We start from the raw sequence: 15,517 nt of genomic DNA, 5'->3' as shown, positions 1-15,517 counted from the left end.
AGCTTGTGTCAGGACGCCGTGCCTCTGAAGGTGCCGAAGTCTTGGCATGGCAGCAAGCGCCGAGGGCGCCAGCAGTAGACGAGAGGGCACTCCAGGGGGACGAATCGATGGGGAACATGAACAGTTTCAAAATGCTTCGTATTTCACTGGCGGCAACGCTGGGGCTTTCGCTCCTTCCTTTCTCCGCTTACGCGGTGGGGGAGGCGGCTGAGAGCGGCGTTTCTGCCGAGACGACGTCCCTGGTGACTCTTGCCGAGCAGAACGGAACCTTTGCCGACAGCGCGAGCGGCCTCAACTTCACTGTTTTGGAGGGCGGCAAGGTGGCGGTCGGCACGGGTTCGGATGGCAGTGCCCTGATCGACAAAAACACGAAGGCCGTCGAGATTCCGCGATCGGTTCGCTGGTCGGGCGTCGAGTACCAGGTGACCGCCATTGGCGAGAACGCCTTTTGCAACACGGCCATCGAGAGCGTGACGCTGCCGGAGGGCCTAGCTACCATCGGCAAGCGCGCCTTCAAGTTCTGCCGTCAGCTGCGGGCCGTTGCCATCCCCGATAGCGTAGAGCTCATTGATGCCTTCGCCTTCTTCTGCGATAACAAGCTGGCCTCGGTCACCTTTGGCAAAAACAGTCGCTTGACCGAGCTGGGCAAGGGCGTCTTTGCCTTCGGTCGCACTAACGAGGATCGCAATACCGCTGACGGCGATACGACAACGGCGCTCAAGACCATCACGCTTCCGGCGAATCTGAAGGCCATTCCCGCGTATCTGTTCGACGGCTGCTATGCCTTGGAGGAGTGCGTTATCTCCGGAAAGACCCTGGATTCCATCGGGGACTACGCATTTCGCGAGTGCACCGCGCTGAAGTCCATTGACATTCCTCCGCTCACCTCCACCAAGTGCCCCTTGGGCTATTATGCCTTTAGCAACGACACGGCCTTGGCGGACATCACGTTCCGCGGCGATATGGACAAAGAGCCCGTGGGCGTGACGACGGGCACCGAGTTCGCCTACTGCACGGGCGCCAAGAACATCTACTACTACGGCCAGCGTCTTTACTCGGTGGCCTATACGGGCAACCACGGCCTGCAAACCTTCGCCAAGGATGCGGTCGATTGGTTCACGGTGTACTTCTATGGCAATCAGGCCGCCGCCGAGGCAGGCGGCAAGGCCGATGGCTACGTGATGGTGCCCGCCGGAACCACCATGCGCGACATTCGCGCGGGCGTCGGCAGTGCGCACATTCACGATTCTGAGAACTATCAGCCGGGGAAGGGCTGGGCATTCAGCGGCGACTTGCGTTCTGACGCGGGCCTTTCCAATACCATTACGGCTTACCCGTGCGATGCGAAGGATCTTGCCAACGGCGATGTGGTGTTCAAGGATGCCGTGCAGGAGTTCGTGTTCCTGGGTAAGCCTATTGATCTTGAAGTTCAGGTTGTGGATGCGGCGGGTTCGGTGGTGGACCCGAGCGACTACGACCTTGTTGTCACCGATGCAGCCGGCAACCAAGTTTCGCCGGATCAGATTTCCTCGGCCGGCTCCTACCGGGTCGAGGCGCGCGGCAACGGCGCGTACCGCGGTACCACGCCCGCTGGCGTGCTTACCGTCTCCAAGCACGAGGCCACGTGGAAGCGCTTGTCCGCTTCGTCGTCGCCCGATCTGATGAAAACGGTCAACAATATCGCGTTTCGGGCGTTCAGCTACGCCACCGCCGACCAGACCAACCCCGACAACGTGCGTTCTGAATACGCCGTTGTGGTGGCTCAGGACAATACTCAAACGGCCCTGACCGCGCTTTCCCTGGCCGGTGCGCTGAACGCCCCCCTGCTTTTTACGGGGTCGTCGCAGTTGTGCGAGCAGACCACGTTTGATATCAAGCGCGTGGGAGCGCGCCAGATTGTCGTCGTCGATGCGGGTGGAAAGATCTCCACGTCGGTCGACACGCAGCTTCGAGGCATCCTGGGCGTGCAGAACGTCTATCGCGTCAGCGGCAAGGATGCCGTCGAGGCGGCCTGCAAGGTGCGTTCGGTGGGCGCCGGCGCGGTGCTGGGCGTGAAGTGGCCCAAGACCTGCTTTGTCGTTTCTAGTAAGAATGCCGCCCAGGTGGCCATGGTGGGCGCCTACGCCTATGGGCTGGGGGCCCCGGTGCTCTACACCGAGTCCGACGGGAGCATTAGCTACGCCACCTTGAAAGAAATCTACCAGGGGGGCTTCCAGGACGTGGTGCTGGTGGGCTCCAAGGCCGATGTCTCCCATGCGCTGGAACTGGCTCTGGACGGCCTTACGGTGACGCGTATTTCTGGAAACTCTCAAGAGGAAACCAGCCGTCAGCTGGCCGATCACTTCCTTCCGACGGACGACTGCACCATGGAAGGCTTTACCGTAGCGGGCGAGAATGACACCGCTTCCCTGATTGCGGCCAGCGTGCTGGCAGGCCGCAACCAGGCACCGCTGCTGGTGGTAGGCACGGCCGGCCTCGACCAATCCTATCGCCTGGCCGCCGAGCGCCGTTTCGAGTTTTCCAAGGCCTGGGTGGTGGGCGCCGAGAGCGCGCTGAGCGCCCATGACTTCGAGCGCTTCAAGAACGTGGGCGCCGAGGCCATCGCCGAGGGCGCGGCCCATGAGTAGGCGTTTTCTGCGCTGCCTGTGTGCAGCAGTGCTGATGGGTGCCTTGACGTCGGGCCTGATGGGCTGTCGTTTCAGCAACGAGCTTATTGAGGTTCGCTACGACCAGAGCGCCAGCATCATCGATTACGACACCGACCAGAAGAACTACGTCCCCAATCCGGAGGCGGAGATCATTCACGATTCCGCCATTCCCGTCTACACGGAGCAGGACATCGACGGCGTGGAGACCATCGAGGAGATCGTCCCTATTTTCAGCACGCCGGCCAACACCGATACGCCCGTGGAGCAGGTGTTCTACGACCCTGAGTCGCCACTTGACCGCACGGCGCCCCTCTTCTCGATGAAAGAGGAGCCCGAAGAGCAGGAAGACCAGCCCGAGGAGCGCCCCGACGACCAGAACCCCACCGAGGTGTCGGGCTATGGCGAAGGCGCCGCCGAGGGCGTTTCCGATGGCGGCGAGGAGGACGACGACGAGGGTGAAGGCGAGGCCGAGGGCGATGCCGGTGACGTGGAGTCGAGTGAATCGACCCACAAGCCGAGTGACCGCGGCGAGCAGGTGTTCAACGCCTCCGGCGGCCTGTTGGAGCCCCTGACCGACGTCCACCGCGTGGCTACGGTAGGGGAATACGCCAACTTGATTCAGGTTATTGGCGGTCCGGGTGTGCTGTGCGCGGCCGACGATGACTTCCTGGACGACTCTGCCACGAAGCGCATCTTCAAGGGCAAGCCGTGGAACATCGCGAAGGTGGCCAGTGCCTGGGAGTACGACGCCGATGAAGACAGCTACACCGTTAACTTCGATGCCCTGGTAGCCAGCGAGCCCGATTTGGTGCTGGTGCCCGAAGGGGTCGACCTGCTGACCGAAAAGCAGATTGCAAAGCTCAATGCCCAGGGCACGTCCGTCGAGCCCGCGCCGAAGCTGAACTCGCAGAAGTCAATTTCGCTGCTGGCAACGTGGCTGGGCAACAGCCTGCTGGTAACCGACGCCGGCTACGACGCCCAAGTGCGCGCCGATATGTACACCGAGCAGTTCGTCGGCTCGGACATGGATGCCCTTATTGCTTCCAATGGGGGATTGACCTCCTATAACGGCGTGGACTACAGCGACAGTGGCGCTCCGGTTAACCTGACGGCTGACAACTGGACCGTGCTGGTGACCGACTGGGACGCCTCGGCCACCTATCACGCCCAGGCGGGCGGCAGTCCGCTGTGGACTTCCAAGGGTCTGGCGCTGGCTCATGCCGGCTATGGCTGGTCGCCGGCGAACTACTATCTGAGCGCCGGCGGCGTCAACAACAACGCTGCCCAGTTCCCCGATATCTCCAGCGCCCGTACCCAGGATAAAACGTATCCGATCTGGCAGTTCAATCTGGGCCAGCTGAGTGCGGCGGCGGATAACTTCACCGGCGTCAAGAAGCCCTTCAGTGCGCTGAAGAGCTCGGGCGATGCGGCCTGTCTGGTGCGCGCCCCTGCCAGCTTCTCCGACGTGGCCGACGAGAGCGACGTGGTGTCGGTGCTCGGCGCCCCCACGTTCCGCTACGTGCTGTGCGCGAACCAGGACATTGCAAAGAAAATGACGGATGCCCGTACCCGCGCCACGGCGGCCCAGGAGGGACTGTACGCGGCCTACGACTGGCGCACCGCCGGCCTTATTTCCGGTGTGGGCTATGTCACGCCGTCGCAGTGGCTCATCGAGGCGTGGATTGGCAATCTGCCCGCCTGGTCGGTGCCTAACCGCAGTTCTATCTGCGCCGAATACGAGGAGCCCTATGGCATTCGCGCTGTAGGCAACGGCCTGTACTGCGACTGGCTCGACGGCTCGGCCGAATCCTTCCTGCTGGCATTCTGGGTCAACGACTTCTACGACAGCGAGGACAGCGACTATACCTCGTTCAAGAGCGAGGCCACGGCGTTCTACCGCGCTTTTTACGAGTACGAGCTGACGGAGAGCGATCTCAAGGCCATGCTCTCGGGCAAGGAGGACTAGCGCGGTGGCGAAACTCTCTTTAAAAAAGACGGACGGCGTTGGCGCGGCTCCGGACAAGAAGCCTGCCGTCGAGGCTCCCGACTACGGGGCCGCGGCAGTGCCAGGATATCGGGAGTCGGCACGCGATCGGGCGGCTCAAAAAGAGCAAGCCGGGCTTACCGAGGGCCAGGGCGCGTTATTCGCGGCACCCGATGTGATCGATCGCGGACCTGATTACGGGTATCGACGCTTGCGACTTCATCGCAAGGATGAGGTGGACGTGTACAGCGCCCAGCGCGATCGCGATCACCGCATGAGTTCCCAGGGGCGCATCTGCCTTGGGCTCGCCGTGCTCCTGGTGGTGGTGTTTCTCTTGGCCATGGCGCTGCCTCCCGGAGTCTTCGCCTTCAGCGCCTCCGAGACGTCTTTGGCTACTTGGTTCGCCTCGGTGCAGCATCGTCTGGGTGCGTTCTTCTCCTATATAACGTTCCAGGGTGCTTCTTATTCCATCGACTATACGGCCAACCGCTACCTTATTATTGCCCTGGGGGGAGCCGCCCTGGCAGTGTCGGGCGCGGTGTACCAGGGTGCGCTGAAGAACTCCCTGGCCTCTCCCTCGACGCTTGGTGTCATGCAGGGAGCCAATGCCGGGCGCATTGTGTACGTGCTGTTCTTCTACGGCTCGTCTTACGCGGGCATGAACGAGCTGGTGCGCGCTTCGGAGATTCGGGAGTACCTGTCAACGCTCAGCGTGGGTGAGTATCTGATGACCGTCTACGGCGATTCGCTGTGCTGCCTGGTGGGCAGTGCCGTTGTTGTGGTGTTCGTGCTGCTGGTCTCCCACGTGTCGAGTCAGCGGGGCGTGTCGAGCATTGTCATGGTCATCACGGGCCAGATTGTGGCCACGCTTATCGGCGCGGTTATCGCGATGCTCCAGTACTTCTTCAGCGAGACGGGTGATTCTCGTCTCGAGGTTATTCGCTCGCTGCAAGTGGAGGCGTTCTCGGACACCTTTACCATGCTGGACGTGGTGCTGGCCGGTATCCCGGTCCTCCTGTGCCTGGTGCTGGTGCTCTTCTTGGGGCAGCGTTTGAATATTCTGGCCTTCTCCGAGGAGGAGGCGCGGTCCATGGGCGCCAATACCACCGCACTGCGCTGGGGCATGGTGGGCCTCTGCACCTTGCTGACGGCAGTGGTGGTTGCCTTCTGCGGCAATGTGGGCATGGTGGGTTTCGTTGTGCCCCATGTGGTGCGGCGCATTGTCGGTCCCAACTTCAAGTACCTGCTGCCTGCTTCGATGCTGGCCGGCGCGGTGTTCTTGGTGGCCATCTATTGCGCCCTCTCGATGTTCGGCGACGGCGTGGCCACCAATATCGGCGTCTTCACGTCGCTGTTGGGCGGAGTGTTCTTTATTATCGTGGCCCTTCGTCAGAAAGGGGATGCCCGTGGCGCTTGGCTTTAAAGGTGAGCAGAGTATTCTTGAGCGCTATGAGCGCGACCGCGCTTCCCTGCGGCTCAAGACCATGGTTGCCCTGGGCGTTCTACTGGTGCTGGTGCTCTTCTCGTTGTGCACGGGCACCTCGCGCTTCGGCCTGTTGTACAGCCCGTTGGAGGTGGTGGGCTGCTACGGCACGTGGCTGCAGCTGAATGTCGTGGCGCTTATCGACCCCTCGGTGCTGCTTCATAAAACGGAGCTGCTCGAGCAGTACCCCATGTACTACGAAGTTATTGCTCGTTTGGCCTATACCTTCATTACGGTGGTGTGCGGCATGCTGCTGGCCGTGGCGGGCATGTTGTACCAGAACGTGTTTCGCAACCCTATTGCAGCCCCGTCCATGCTGGGCGTCACCAGCGGCATCTCCTTCGGCTGCATGATGATGGTATGGGTGTTCGGGCAGGCCGCCGCCTCGGCGACGTTCTACGATCTGCGTTTTGCCTTCTGCTTTGTGGGGGGTGTGGTGGTCCTGCTGATCGTGCTTGCTCTGGGCGGTTTGGTCAGCGGTAAGCGTACCCTGAACATGCTCGACGTCATGCTGGTGGCCACTATTCTCACGGGCATTTTGAACGCCGTTATCAACTACGTGGTGAACAGCGTCTTTTCCGATACGGAATGGACGGCGTACTTCGAGGTGTCCAATGTTACCGACCTTACCTTTACGCCCTTGTCTCTGGGGGTGTTGGTGGTGGTGTCGCTGCTCTGCTGCATTCCGGTGTTCTGGACGCGTTTCCAGATGAATGCGGTGGCCTTCAGCGACCAGGAGATGCGGCTTCTGGGCGTGAGCCCCGTGAAGCTGCGCCTCATCGCCTTGGCCTGCGGATCGCTGATGATCGTGGTGGCGCAAACCTACGTGGGAACGGCGGCCATGATCTCGCTGGTGGTGCCCTTCGTATCCCGCGGAATCTTCGGTGCCGAGTTTCGTCGGCAGGCTATTGGCAACGTGCTCATTGGAGCCATTGTCCTTTTGGCCTGTCGTATTCTCATTTCGTTCATTCCCTTTGTGGGCGATGGCGTGCCCCTGGGCACTATGGTGTCGCTGGTGACGCTGCCGGCCTTTGCGTGGGTCATGGTGGTGGCCCAGCGGCAATGGAACAACAACTAGTCGGGGCGACGAGGAGACGATAGGACAAAGCGCGCAGCGCGCAAGCACCGGGCACACCGGTGGAGTTTGAAAAGCAAGAACGAGAAAGGATGCCCGTCGATGATTAACGAGAGCCTCGTCCGTGAGGCGAGCGAGCGCATGGAGGCCATTACGGCAAACATCTGCAAAGTGATGTACGGCAAGGACGAGCAGGTGCGCCTGGTGGTGATGGCTCTGGCGGCCGACGGCCATGTACTGCTGGAAGATGTGCCGGGCACGGGCAAGACCTCCTTGGTGTCTGCCTTGGCCGCCTCCATCGACAGCTCGTTCAAGCGCATCCAGTTCACCCCCGACGTTATGCCGTCGGACGTGACCGGCTTTTCGGTGTTCAACCAGAAAACCCAGGAGTTCGAGTTCCGTCCGGGCGGCGTGATGAGCAATATCGTCCTGGCCGACGAGATCAACCGTGCAAGCGCCAAGACCCAGTCCGCGCTGCTGGAGGCTATGGAGGAGCGTCAGGTAACGGTGGACTCCCAAACGTTCACGCTGCCGTCGCCGTTCATGGTGCTCGCCACGCAGAACCCTATTGAGCAGTATGGCACCTATCCGCTGCCCGAAGCTCAGATCGACCGCTTTCTGATCAAGCTTTCGTTGGGGTACCCCGAGTTCAGCCAAGAGCTGAAGGTACTGAAGCGTCGCCCCGAGGACAAGACGTCTCTGGGCGCCGTGGCCAACGGGGGGGATGTCGTCAAGCTGCGCGCGGCGGTGCAGGATGTTCACGTGAGCGACGATGTGTACGTCTATATCCAAGAGATTGTGACGGCCACGCGCAATCATCCCGATGTGCTGCTGGGCTCTTCGACTCGCGGCGGCATTGCCTTGGTGGCCATGGCGAAGGCCTATGCTCTTATGCAGGGTCGCGGCTATGTGCGTCCCGAGGATGTGAAGTATGTTGCGGACTACACCTTGGCCCATCGTATCCAGCTGGGTCATGAGGCACGGGTGAAGGGCATCGATGAGCATGGCGTCATCGCCGACATTCTGGGCTCCATTGCGGTGCCCGTGAGCGCGGGCGAGTAGGAGCCCGCGGTGCCAGTGTTCCGACGGAAAGGAAAAGAGCGCAGGGCCGCCGCGCGCATACCGGTGGCGCCCGTGGCTCCCCGCGTCGCCTTCGCAGTGGTGGCGGGGCTGATTTGCATTGTGCCGCCTCTGTTCGTGAGCGATCTTATCGGGTACCTGCCGCTGCTGCTTCTGCTGTGCGCAGTGGGAGCGGCCGCGGCGTACCTGCGTTTGGTGGGAAAAAGCGTGGCCATTGAGCAGCGCGCCAGCCACTACGAGTGGATGCGTGAAGAACAGGGCAGCGTGACCGTGCGGCTGACGAATGGCTCGGCGCTTCCGCTGGTTCGCGTCGACGCGGTGTTCGCTGTAGCCGACTCGGACGGTCTCGACGTGTCCTATCTGGCGACATCTGCCGTTTTGGGCAGTCATCAAAGCGAGGAGATCGGTATCGATCTGTCTTTCGACCACGTGGGCATCCATCAGGTGGGTCTGGTGCAAGTGCAGGTATTCGATTTCCTCGGCCTGTTCTCCCGCACGCTGCGCACCACCAAGATGGTCACGCTGCGCGTGGTGCCGCGCGTCTACGAGATTGAGCGCATGCGCCTCTCGGAGAATTTGTCGGCCGACGCCAAGCGCAACGCCAAGAGCGTTCTGAGCGACGACGTCGACTACGCCTATGTGCGCGAGTATGAAATGGGCGACCCTATGAAGAAAGTGCACTGGAAGCTTTCTGCGCGCAATGGCCGCCAGTTGTTCACAAAGCTCTTCGAGGCGCACAACAATCCCGGCATCGCCATCCTCCTTGACTTCTACAGTGCCGAGAAGGATCCGGAGACCCTGCTCACCGGGTTCGATGTCATGCTGGAGGGTGCGTTCACACTGGCCAACCATGCTCAGAAGAACGGCGTGGATGTGTCCTTGGCGTTCCGGGACACCCGGGGAGAAGTGCAGATAACCCACCGTTGCACGCCGCACGAGCTGGACCTGCTCATCGGCGATATGCCGCGCCTGTCTGACAAGCCGAACCCCGGGGATGCGGCGCACATGATGACGTCGCTGGCATCCAACCCCAACCTCCAGACGGATTTCTATCTTTTCACCACCGACTTCTCGGCGTCGAATGTCCAGGCGCTTGAAAGCCTGAAGCGCGAAAAGCGCGGCGTGGCAGCAGTGGCCATTATGCCTCCTAACTTGACCGAGGTGGAGCGGGCCCAGCGTCTGGGCGCGTTCAAAGAGCTGTCGACCCACGCCATACCTTGCGTGTGGATCGACCGCGGTGACGAGGTGTGGAAGGTGGGCGTGCAATGAGACGGCATGTGATAGCGGTTGCGCCCGACTACCTGCTGTGCGTGGTCATGAGCTTTTGCTTGACGGTGGTGGCCCTTATGGGGTTCATGATCGATCCGGCGCTCCAGTTCAACGGGCCTGTCAACGGGGGTCTGTGCGCCCTGCTCCAGCTGGTGCTCTTCGCGACCAGCGCCTCGGGCGCGAAGCGCAAGGGCTTCGTCGCCCTGTACGTGGCGCTGTGTATTTTGGTTTTGGGGGTGGGCCTGGGCACGTCCACGGTGCCCGTGGCCGTTGACGAGGAGGGAAACCACTTTACCTATGCCAGCACGCTGGTGGTGGTCAATACGTTGGTCTACCTGCTCTCGCGCTCGCGAGCTCGTTTCTGTGCGCTGTGGGTGGCCGGCGTCTTGGTGGTGGCCTACGTGCAGTTCGTATTCCACAGCAACCTGTACAGCTACTCCGTGGGCTTTCTCGTGGCGGCGGTGCTGCTGTTCGCCTATCGCTCCTATCAGCTGACCTTGCAGGCGGCCTCGGCGAAGAGCGAGTCTGCCAAGGTGGAGGGCGCCGTGCTGGTCACCCAGGTGGTGGCCGTGGCGGCTGCCCTGGCGGTGGCGGCGGCGCTGTTCTTCGGCATTGTGGCGCCTTTGAATCCGGGCCATCTGACCCTCAAGCTGTTCGTGGTCGATGAGGCTCTTGAGACCGTGGAGGTCAACCATCCCGTGCGTATCGAGAAAGTGGAGGACGAGGAGCAGTGGACGGAGAACATCACCGACGAGTCGCTGTCGGGCAACAAGTCGCGCCCCGTGGAGATGAGCAGCTCCAGCAGCGCCCAGTCGCAGGCTTACATGGAGGATTCTCTGAACTTCTCCGGCTCGCAGGACACCTATAGCCTTGATGCCGAAGAGGAGTCGGAGGAGAGCCTGGTCACGTATGACATCATCTCGTGGTTGCCGGCCATTATCGTGGCTGCCGTGCTGCTGGCTTTAGTGCTGGCGGTTATCGGGCGTTTGGTGGCCCGCTGGATTCATAAGCGCACGCTGGCCAGCCTGCCCCCGCGTCAGCAGGTGGGGGCCATCTATCGCGAGATGTTGTCCAAGCTGGGAAAGGCCGGAGTGGTAAAGCCGGACTCCTCGGCCCCCATGGAGTTCGCCAAAGACTCGGTGAGCCGCGCCGCGGCCTTCAGTGTGCCGTTTTCCCAGAGCAACTGGGCCAAAGTATCCACGGCCTACGATGTGGTGCACTACGGCGGCCAAGAGCCCACGGCGCAGCAGCTCGATGAGTGCTGGGCGTTCTACAACGGCTTTGCTGACAACATGAGGCGTCAGGTAGGCGCGCTCAAGTACGCTTTCAAGTATTTCTGGGTGATCAAATGACAGACATGTTGCAAAAAATCCGCGCGGCTCGCGCAGGGTATCCGATCAAGAGGGGCGCTTGGACGCAGAGCTTGAAGAAAAAGGGCGGCCAGCTTGCGGCGGTCGTGGCGGCCGGACTTCTGGCGGCGAGCCTGCTGAGCGCCTGCTCGTCCAATGACGAGCGCTTGGCCATGAAGGTCAACGGCGAAGGACTGCCCGCGGCGGTGCTGGAGGGCTATGTCGACTCCATCAAGGAGGGCATCGAGGCCACGAGCGACGAGGCCTTCGAGGCCTATGTGGACCTCCAGGGAACGACGATGGAGGAGTACTGGACGTCGCTGCTGGACTTCTACGGAACGGAGATGGTGGTTACCCAGCGCTGCGAAGAGCTGGGCATCGATGCGTCGCCCGAGGAGATCGAGGAAGCGCAGCAGAACTACTGGCAGTTTTTGGGCGTGTCTTCCGAAGAGGGCTATGTCCAGGCCCTGGAGGCGCTGGGGACGACGGTGGACGAGATGAGCGTCTCGCTCAGCTACGGTATTCGCCAGAAGAAGCTGTTCGAGGAAGAGGTGCCTCGCGAGGCGCCATCCCAGGAGTTCATCGATGCCTATGCCGATGAGCACGGCCAAGAGTACGAGGCGGTGGACTTCTCGTATATCTACATGCCAGCGGGCAATTTGGCGAAGATGCAGGAAATTCTCAAGGAGCTGCAGGCCGACTCCGACGCCGATTTCGCTGCCCTTGCCCGCGAGTACTCGCAAAGCACCACGGTGGAAGAGAACGGCGGTGATTTCGGCTGGATTACCACGGCGGCGCTGGGCGAGCAGTTCTCCGAGCCTTTGGCAACCCTGGCGCCCGGGCAGTTGCTCGATGAGGTGCTCCTTATCGACGATGGCCTCTATATCCTCAAGAAGACCGGCGAGTATACGCCAGGGGACCCCATCGACCTGGATGCCATGCCCGACCCTATTCGCCAGCAGCTTGAGGAAAGCGCCGAGGCAAGTTACTGGGACGATCTGTGCCAGGCCTACCTTGAGGACTTGTACGACGCTGCTGATGTCGAGATTCTCATTCCCACCTACTACGACTTATAGGATGCGGCGTTGCCGTCATCTTGCGACTAAGGAGTTTCTTCCATGCGTCATTTCGTTGCCCCCTGCTTGTCTGGCTTCGCGAAGCTTTGCCTGAGTCTCGCCCTGATGGCGACAGGCTTTTCCTTTGCGCTTGGCATGATGCCTGCTGCTTTGGCCCATGCCGCCGAGGCGGAGGCCCGCGCCGCGAACGAATGGTACGGGCTCATGCTGAACCCTTCGGCGGCCACCATGGAGGACATCCTTGCCCCCTATGCCGACTATCAGGGAGCCGGCGTGGTAGCAAGCGTGGCCAAGCAGGTGGCCAACTGCGAGGCGCTCGAGGGCACGGTGGTGCTGGTCAATCCCTTCGAGCTGAATCCTTATCAGGGCGGTTCCCACAGCTACACGTTCAACGTGACGACGCTTTCCAACAAGGTGGTGAAGCCGAATGCCCAGGTGGTGCTCAAGTACCTGTGCGCCGGGGAAGGATCTTCGGCCGGAGCCGGGGCAGCCGCCGTGGCGGGGACGCGCGAGGAGCTGACGGTGACGGCCGAGGGCGACGTGACCTTCAGTCTGCAGGGCGGCGGCGTATACGCACTGGGCCCTGCGGCCGTGGTCGATGCCATCGCCATTGACCCCAGCGTGCCGGCTCAGGACGTACCGACGGTAACCGAGCCCTCCAACGTGCCCAATGATGTGACGGTGGGGGCGGGCAGTGGCTCAGCGTCGGCGGGCAGTTCAGGGTTGTCGGGAGGCTCGATCTCGACGCCGGGCACCCTGCCGCCCATTGGCGGGCGCGGTTTGGGTGCCGGCGTTGGCGCGGCCGGAGCTTTGGGTGCCGATGGGGCCGCCGATGCTGCGGCTGGTGCCCCTATGGAGGGTGCCTTGATCGGCGATACGCCGGTTGGTGATGCCGATGCGCCGCTTGGCGAGCCGGGTGAAGAAGCGGGCGACGCTGTGCCCAGTTTGTTCGAGCGTCTGTTCCTTCAGGGCGGCGGGCTCAACAAGGAGTTCGTCACCTTCCTTGTCCTGGTGGTTCTGCTGCTCTGCAGCCTGCTGGGCCTGTTCGCCTACTATTTCATCAAGCGACGGGCCTACGACAAGGCGGTGCGGGCGGCTCAGCGCGCCGAGGCCCTGGCAGCAAGTGGGTCGGATGAGGGCAGCGAGGCTTCGGGGCAAACTAAGGAGGCGACGGCGTGAAGCTCGAGATACGTGACATCGCCTGCGGCTATGGGGCTGAAAAGCCTGTTCTGGAGCATATAACGTTCTCGGTGCAAAGCGGAGAGGTGTGCTGCGTGTTGGGCCCGAACGGCGTGGGCAAATCGACGCTGTTCCGCTCCATTCTGGGCACCCAGCCCTTGAAGTCGGGCAAGGTGCTCATCGACGGCGAGGACGCGACGAAGTGGGGGCCGACGCGGCTGGCTAAACAGATTGCCTACGTGTCCCAGGCTCACATACCGCCCTTCCCCTACGCCGTCAAAGACGTGGTGATGATGGGGCGCATCGGTCAGATTCCGTCGGGCAGTACCCCGAGCTTCGACGATTTCGCCCTGGTGGAGAACGCCTTGGCGGCGGTGGGCATCGAGCACTTGCGCGACGAGGTGTATACCAACATATCCGGCGGCGAGCTGGAGCTAGTCATGATTGCCCGTGCCTTAGTGCAAGAGCCCCAGCTGCTGGTTCTTGACGAGCCCACGGCGGCCCTCGACTACGGCAATGCTATGCGCGTTATTGGCAAGATCCGCGAATTGGCCAGCAACGGATTGGCCATCCTGATGACCACCCATAGTCCTGATCACGCATTTATGTGCGATTCGAACGTGGTGCTTTTGCAGCGGGAGCTGCCCATGCGCTGGGGTCGGGCCGTTGACGTGATTACCGAGCGCAACATGCAGCAGGCCTTTGGGATTTCCGTCAAGATCGTCGAGTTCGTCGATACCCGCAACGAGATCATGCGGCTCTGCGCGCCGTCCTTCAAGGAATCGGCATAGCGCCGAGACGGTTTGAAGCGGGACAAGGCTCCTTGGTGCGGGCTAGCGGTTGTTCTGCGTGAAGAAGGACGCGATGTTGGACGGCATGGTGTTCATAATATGTTCGCTCATGAAGCTGTCGGTTTCCTGCATGCCCCCGCAGGCCCATTCGCGCACCATGGCAATAGCACTGCGCGCTTCGCGGTCAACGGCGAACTTAATGGCGTCGCCTTCGATGTCGGCCCCCTGAGCGGCTAGGTGTGCGTTAAGGACATCGCGATACAGCTTCACGTTGCACTCTTCCATGGCCACGCTGCGGGCGAACGAGCGGCCGCTGGGAATCGACTGACCGAAGCGGCGCAGGAGGCCGAAGTACTTGGTAAGCTTCTCGTCCCAAGAAGTATTCTTGTCGGAAAAAAGGCGGTAGAGCTCGCGCTCGTAGCATTCTTCCATGAGAGCGTACTTGTCTGTGAAGTAGCGGTAGAACGTCTGCTTGCTAATATCCGCCTGATTGCAAAGATCGAGAATGGTCACGTCTTCGACGGTGCGATCCTCGGTAAGTTTCAGAAAGGCGGCTATAAGCCGTTTCGGCGCGTTCACGAGATCTCTTTCCCTGAGAGGAAGCAGCATGTCTTCGACGGCTGAAGCAGCATCTGCATTCCCTGCTGTTATGTCACTTGCTCTTCAATGAAGGACTGCCGGGTGTGGCGAATAGCTCGTTCGTAGAAGCGTAAAACGCACCTGCTTCGGGAAGGGAAACACGTCGCATGCCGTATTCTCTTGTGCGGGCGGGACAAGAGAAACGTCTCATTCAGTTTGAGCAGAGAAATTATACTCGATGCAGAATAAAAAACCGTCATCTGTAAACTATTTATCAAAGAAGCGGACCACGCAGCGAGACGTGCAGGAGGCGATGCGGCCTTCGTCCTCCTACCCGCGGTCGAAAAACGGGCTCTTGGAGCTGATGCTCACCGGAATGGCGTACACCTGGCCCACGCCTTCGCCGAGGAGGCCCAGCTTCCAGGCGGCTTGGCCGGCGCTGAACATGATGCGGGTGTCCACGCCGTAGGCCTGGGCACGCGACACCGCCGCTCCCAGGGCAATCCCCACGTCCACGGCGTTGATCTCGCAGGGAGCCTCGGCCGGCTTTTCGCCGCAGGTGGCGAAGCCGCAGTAACCGCAGTTCAGCCCCTGCAGTTTGGTGCGCGTGCCCACCAGCACCACGCACTGGCTCTTGCGCACGCAGCCCGCGTCGCGCAGAAAGAACTGGTGGCCGCGCTCTTCGCCGATGCTCTCCATGGCGCATGCGAGCGCCTCTTGCTCGTCGCCGTCGACAACGGCGCACTCGATCACGTCGATGCCCTTGCCCTTAGGTGCCGTTCGGGCGGCTACCAGCATCTTCTGGGCAATGTCTAAGGCCTGGTCGTGGCGCAGCGTGCGTTCGTCGTACAGCATGAGAGCTCCTTTTCGTCGGCTTCCTGCATTCTAGCACCGCCTGCTCCCTACGATGGCACGCAACGGTCTTCCAACGGTGCGGGGCGTGTGGGGCATGCAACGGTGACCTTCCCCGTAAGATGAGCCCAACGACTCATACCCCCGGTCAG

12 protein-coding genes are annotated in these 15,517 nt (G+C 61.5%); 10 read left to right on the top strand and 2 right to left on the bottom strand.

Annotation, left to right across the window (positions count from 1 at the left end):
* Positions 1 to 116 precede the first annotated feature (116 nt).
* From PZH32_RS00730 to PZH32_RS00685, 10 genes are all read left to right on the top strand, one after another.
* Positions 117 to 2,627 carry a leucine-rich repeat protein gene (locus PZH32_RS00730; RefSeq protein ID WP_275205721.1) on the top strand — a complete coding sequence of 837 codons (2,511 nt, stop codon included), beginning with the start codon at positions 117 to 119 and terminating at the stop codon, positions 2,625 to 2,627.
* Complete coding sequence (locus tag PZH32_RS00725) at positions 2,620 to 4,614, top strand: hypothetical protein (RefSeq protein WP_275205720.1); 1,995 nt, start codon at positions 2,620 to 2,622, stop codon at positions 4,612 to 4,614. Before PZH32_RS00730 ends, PZH32_RS00725 begins: the two co-directional genes overlap by 8 nt.
* A gap of 4 nt (positions 4,615 to 4,618) precedes the next feature.
* Complete coding sequence (locus PZH32_RS00720) at positions 4,619 to 6,055, top strand: FecCD family ABC transporter permease (RefSeq protein ID WP_275205719.1); 1,437 nt, start codon at positions 4,619 to 4,621, stop codon at positions 6,053 to 6,055.
* Positions 6,039 to 7,193 carry an iron chelate uptake ABC transporter family permease subunit gene (locus PZH32_RS00715; protein ID WP_275205718.1) on the top strand — a complete coding sequence of 385 codons (1,155 nt, stop codon included), beginning with the start codon at positions 6,039 to 6,041 and terminating at the stop codon, positions 7,191 to 7,193. The genes PZH32_RS00720 and PZH32_RS00715 overlap by 17 nt, the downstream gene beginning before the upstream one ends.
* A 99-nt stretch (positions 7,194 to 7,292) precedes the next feature.
* Entirely contained in the window at positions 7,293 to 8,252 is a 960-nt protein-coding gene (locus PZH32_RS00710) for an AAA family ATPase (protein WP_275205717.1), read from the top strand.
* A gap of 72 nt (positions 8,253 to 8,324) precedes the next feature.
* Entirely contained in the window at positions 8,325 to 9,539 is a 1,215-nt protein-coding gene (locus PZH32_RS00705) for a DUF58 domain-containing protein (protein WP_275205716.1), read from the top strand.
* Positions 9,536 to 10,891: a DUF4129 domain-containing protein gene (locus tag PZH32_RS00700; RefSeq protein WP_275205715.1), complete on the top strand. Its 1,356-nt coding sequence runs from the start codon at positions 9,536 to 9,538 to the stop codon at positions 10,889 to 10,891. Before PZH32_RS00705 ends, PZH32_RS00700 begins: the two co-directional genes overlap by 4 nt.
* Positions 10,892 to 10,962: 71 nt before the next feature.
* On the top strand, positions 10,963 to 11,964 hold the full coding sequence (locus PZH32_RS00695) for a peptidylprolyl isomerase (protein WP_275205714.1): 1,002 nt from the start codon (positions 10,963 to 10,965) through the stop codon (positions 11,962 to 11,964).
* A 42-nt stretch (positions 11,965 to 12,006) separates the two neighbouring features.
* The gene (locus PZH32_RS00690) at positions 12,007 to 13,143 is read left to right on the top strand and encodes a hypothetical protein (protein ID WP_275205713.1); all 1,137 of its coding nucleotides are present in this window, start codon (positions 12,007 to 12,009) and stop codon (positions 13,141 to 13,143) included.
* Positions 13,140 to 13,934 (top strand): ABC transporter ATP-binding protein, encoded by a 795-nt coding sequence (locus PZH32_RS00685; protein ID WP_275205712.1) that lies wholly within the window; start codon positions 13,140 to 13,142, stop codon positions 13,932 to 13,934. Before PZH32_RS00690 ends, PZH32_RS00685 begins: the two co-directional genes overlap by 4 nt.
* Positions 13,935 to 13,976: 42 nt before the next feature.
* Here PZH32_RS00685 and PZH32_RS00680 read toward each other — a convergent pair whose 3' ends face one another.
* Both PZH32_RS00680 and PZH32_RS00675 read right to left on the bottom strand, forming a co-directional pair.
* Complete coding sequence (locus tag PZH32_RS00680; RefSeq protein ID WP_275205711.1) at positions 13,977 to 14,513, bottom strand: TetR/AcrR family transcriptional regulator; 537 nt, start codon at positions 14,511 to 14,513, stop codon at positions 13,977 to 13,979.
* A 330-nt stretch (positions 14,514 to 14,843) separates the two neighbouring features.
* The gene (locus PZH32_RS00675) at positions 14,844 to 15,368 is read right to left on the bottom strand and encodes a ferredoxin domain-containing protein (protein ID WP_275205710.1); all 525 of its coding nucleotides are present in this window, start codon (positions 15,366 to 15,368) and stop codon (positions 14,844 to 14,846) included.
* Positions 15,369 to 15,517 lie beyond the last annotated feature (149 nt).

The sequence above is a fragment of the Adlercreutzia equolifaciens genome (genome assembly GCF_029076695.1).
In the GTDB taxonomy this organism is placed as follows: domain Bacteria; phylum Actinomycetota; class Coriobacteriia; order Coriobacteriales; family Eggerthellaceae; genus Adlercreutzia; species Adlercreutzia equolifaciens_A.
The sequence above is the reverse complement of the archived record's forward strand: the minus strand, read 5'-3'. Positions and strand labels throughout refer to the sequence as shown.

Bases quoted from the DNA above. Each gene is read 5' to 3' on its own strand.
- PZH32_RS00730 (WP_275205721.1), top strand. From the start codon at position 117: ATGAACAGTTTCAAAATGCTTCGTATTTCACTGGCGGCAACGCTGGGG.
- PZH32_RS00725 (WP_275205720.1), top strand. From the start codon at position 2,620: ATGAGTAGGCGTTTTCTGCGCTGCCTGTGTGCAGCAGTGCTGATGGGT.
- PZH32_RS00710 (WP_275205717.1), top strand. From the start codon at position 7,293: ATGATTAACGAGAGCCTCGTCCGTGAGGCGAGCGAGCGCATGGAGGCC.
- PZH32_RS00700 (WP_275205715.1), top strand. From the start codon at position 9,536: ATGAGACGGCATGTGATAGCGGTTGCGCCCGACTACCTGCTGTGCGTG.
- PZH32_RS00690 (WP_275205713.1), top strand. From the start codon at position 12,007: ATGCGTCATTTCGTTGCCCCCTGCTTGTCTGGCTTCGCGAAGCTTTGC.
- PZH32_RS00675 (WP_275205710.1), bottom strand. From the start codon at position 15,368: ATGCTGTACGACGAACGCACGCTGCGCCACGACCAGGCCTTAGACATT.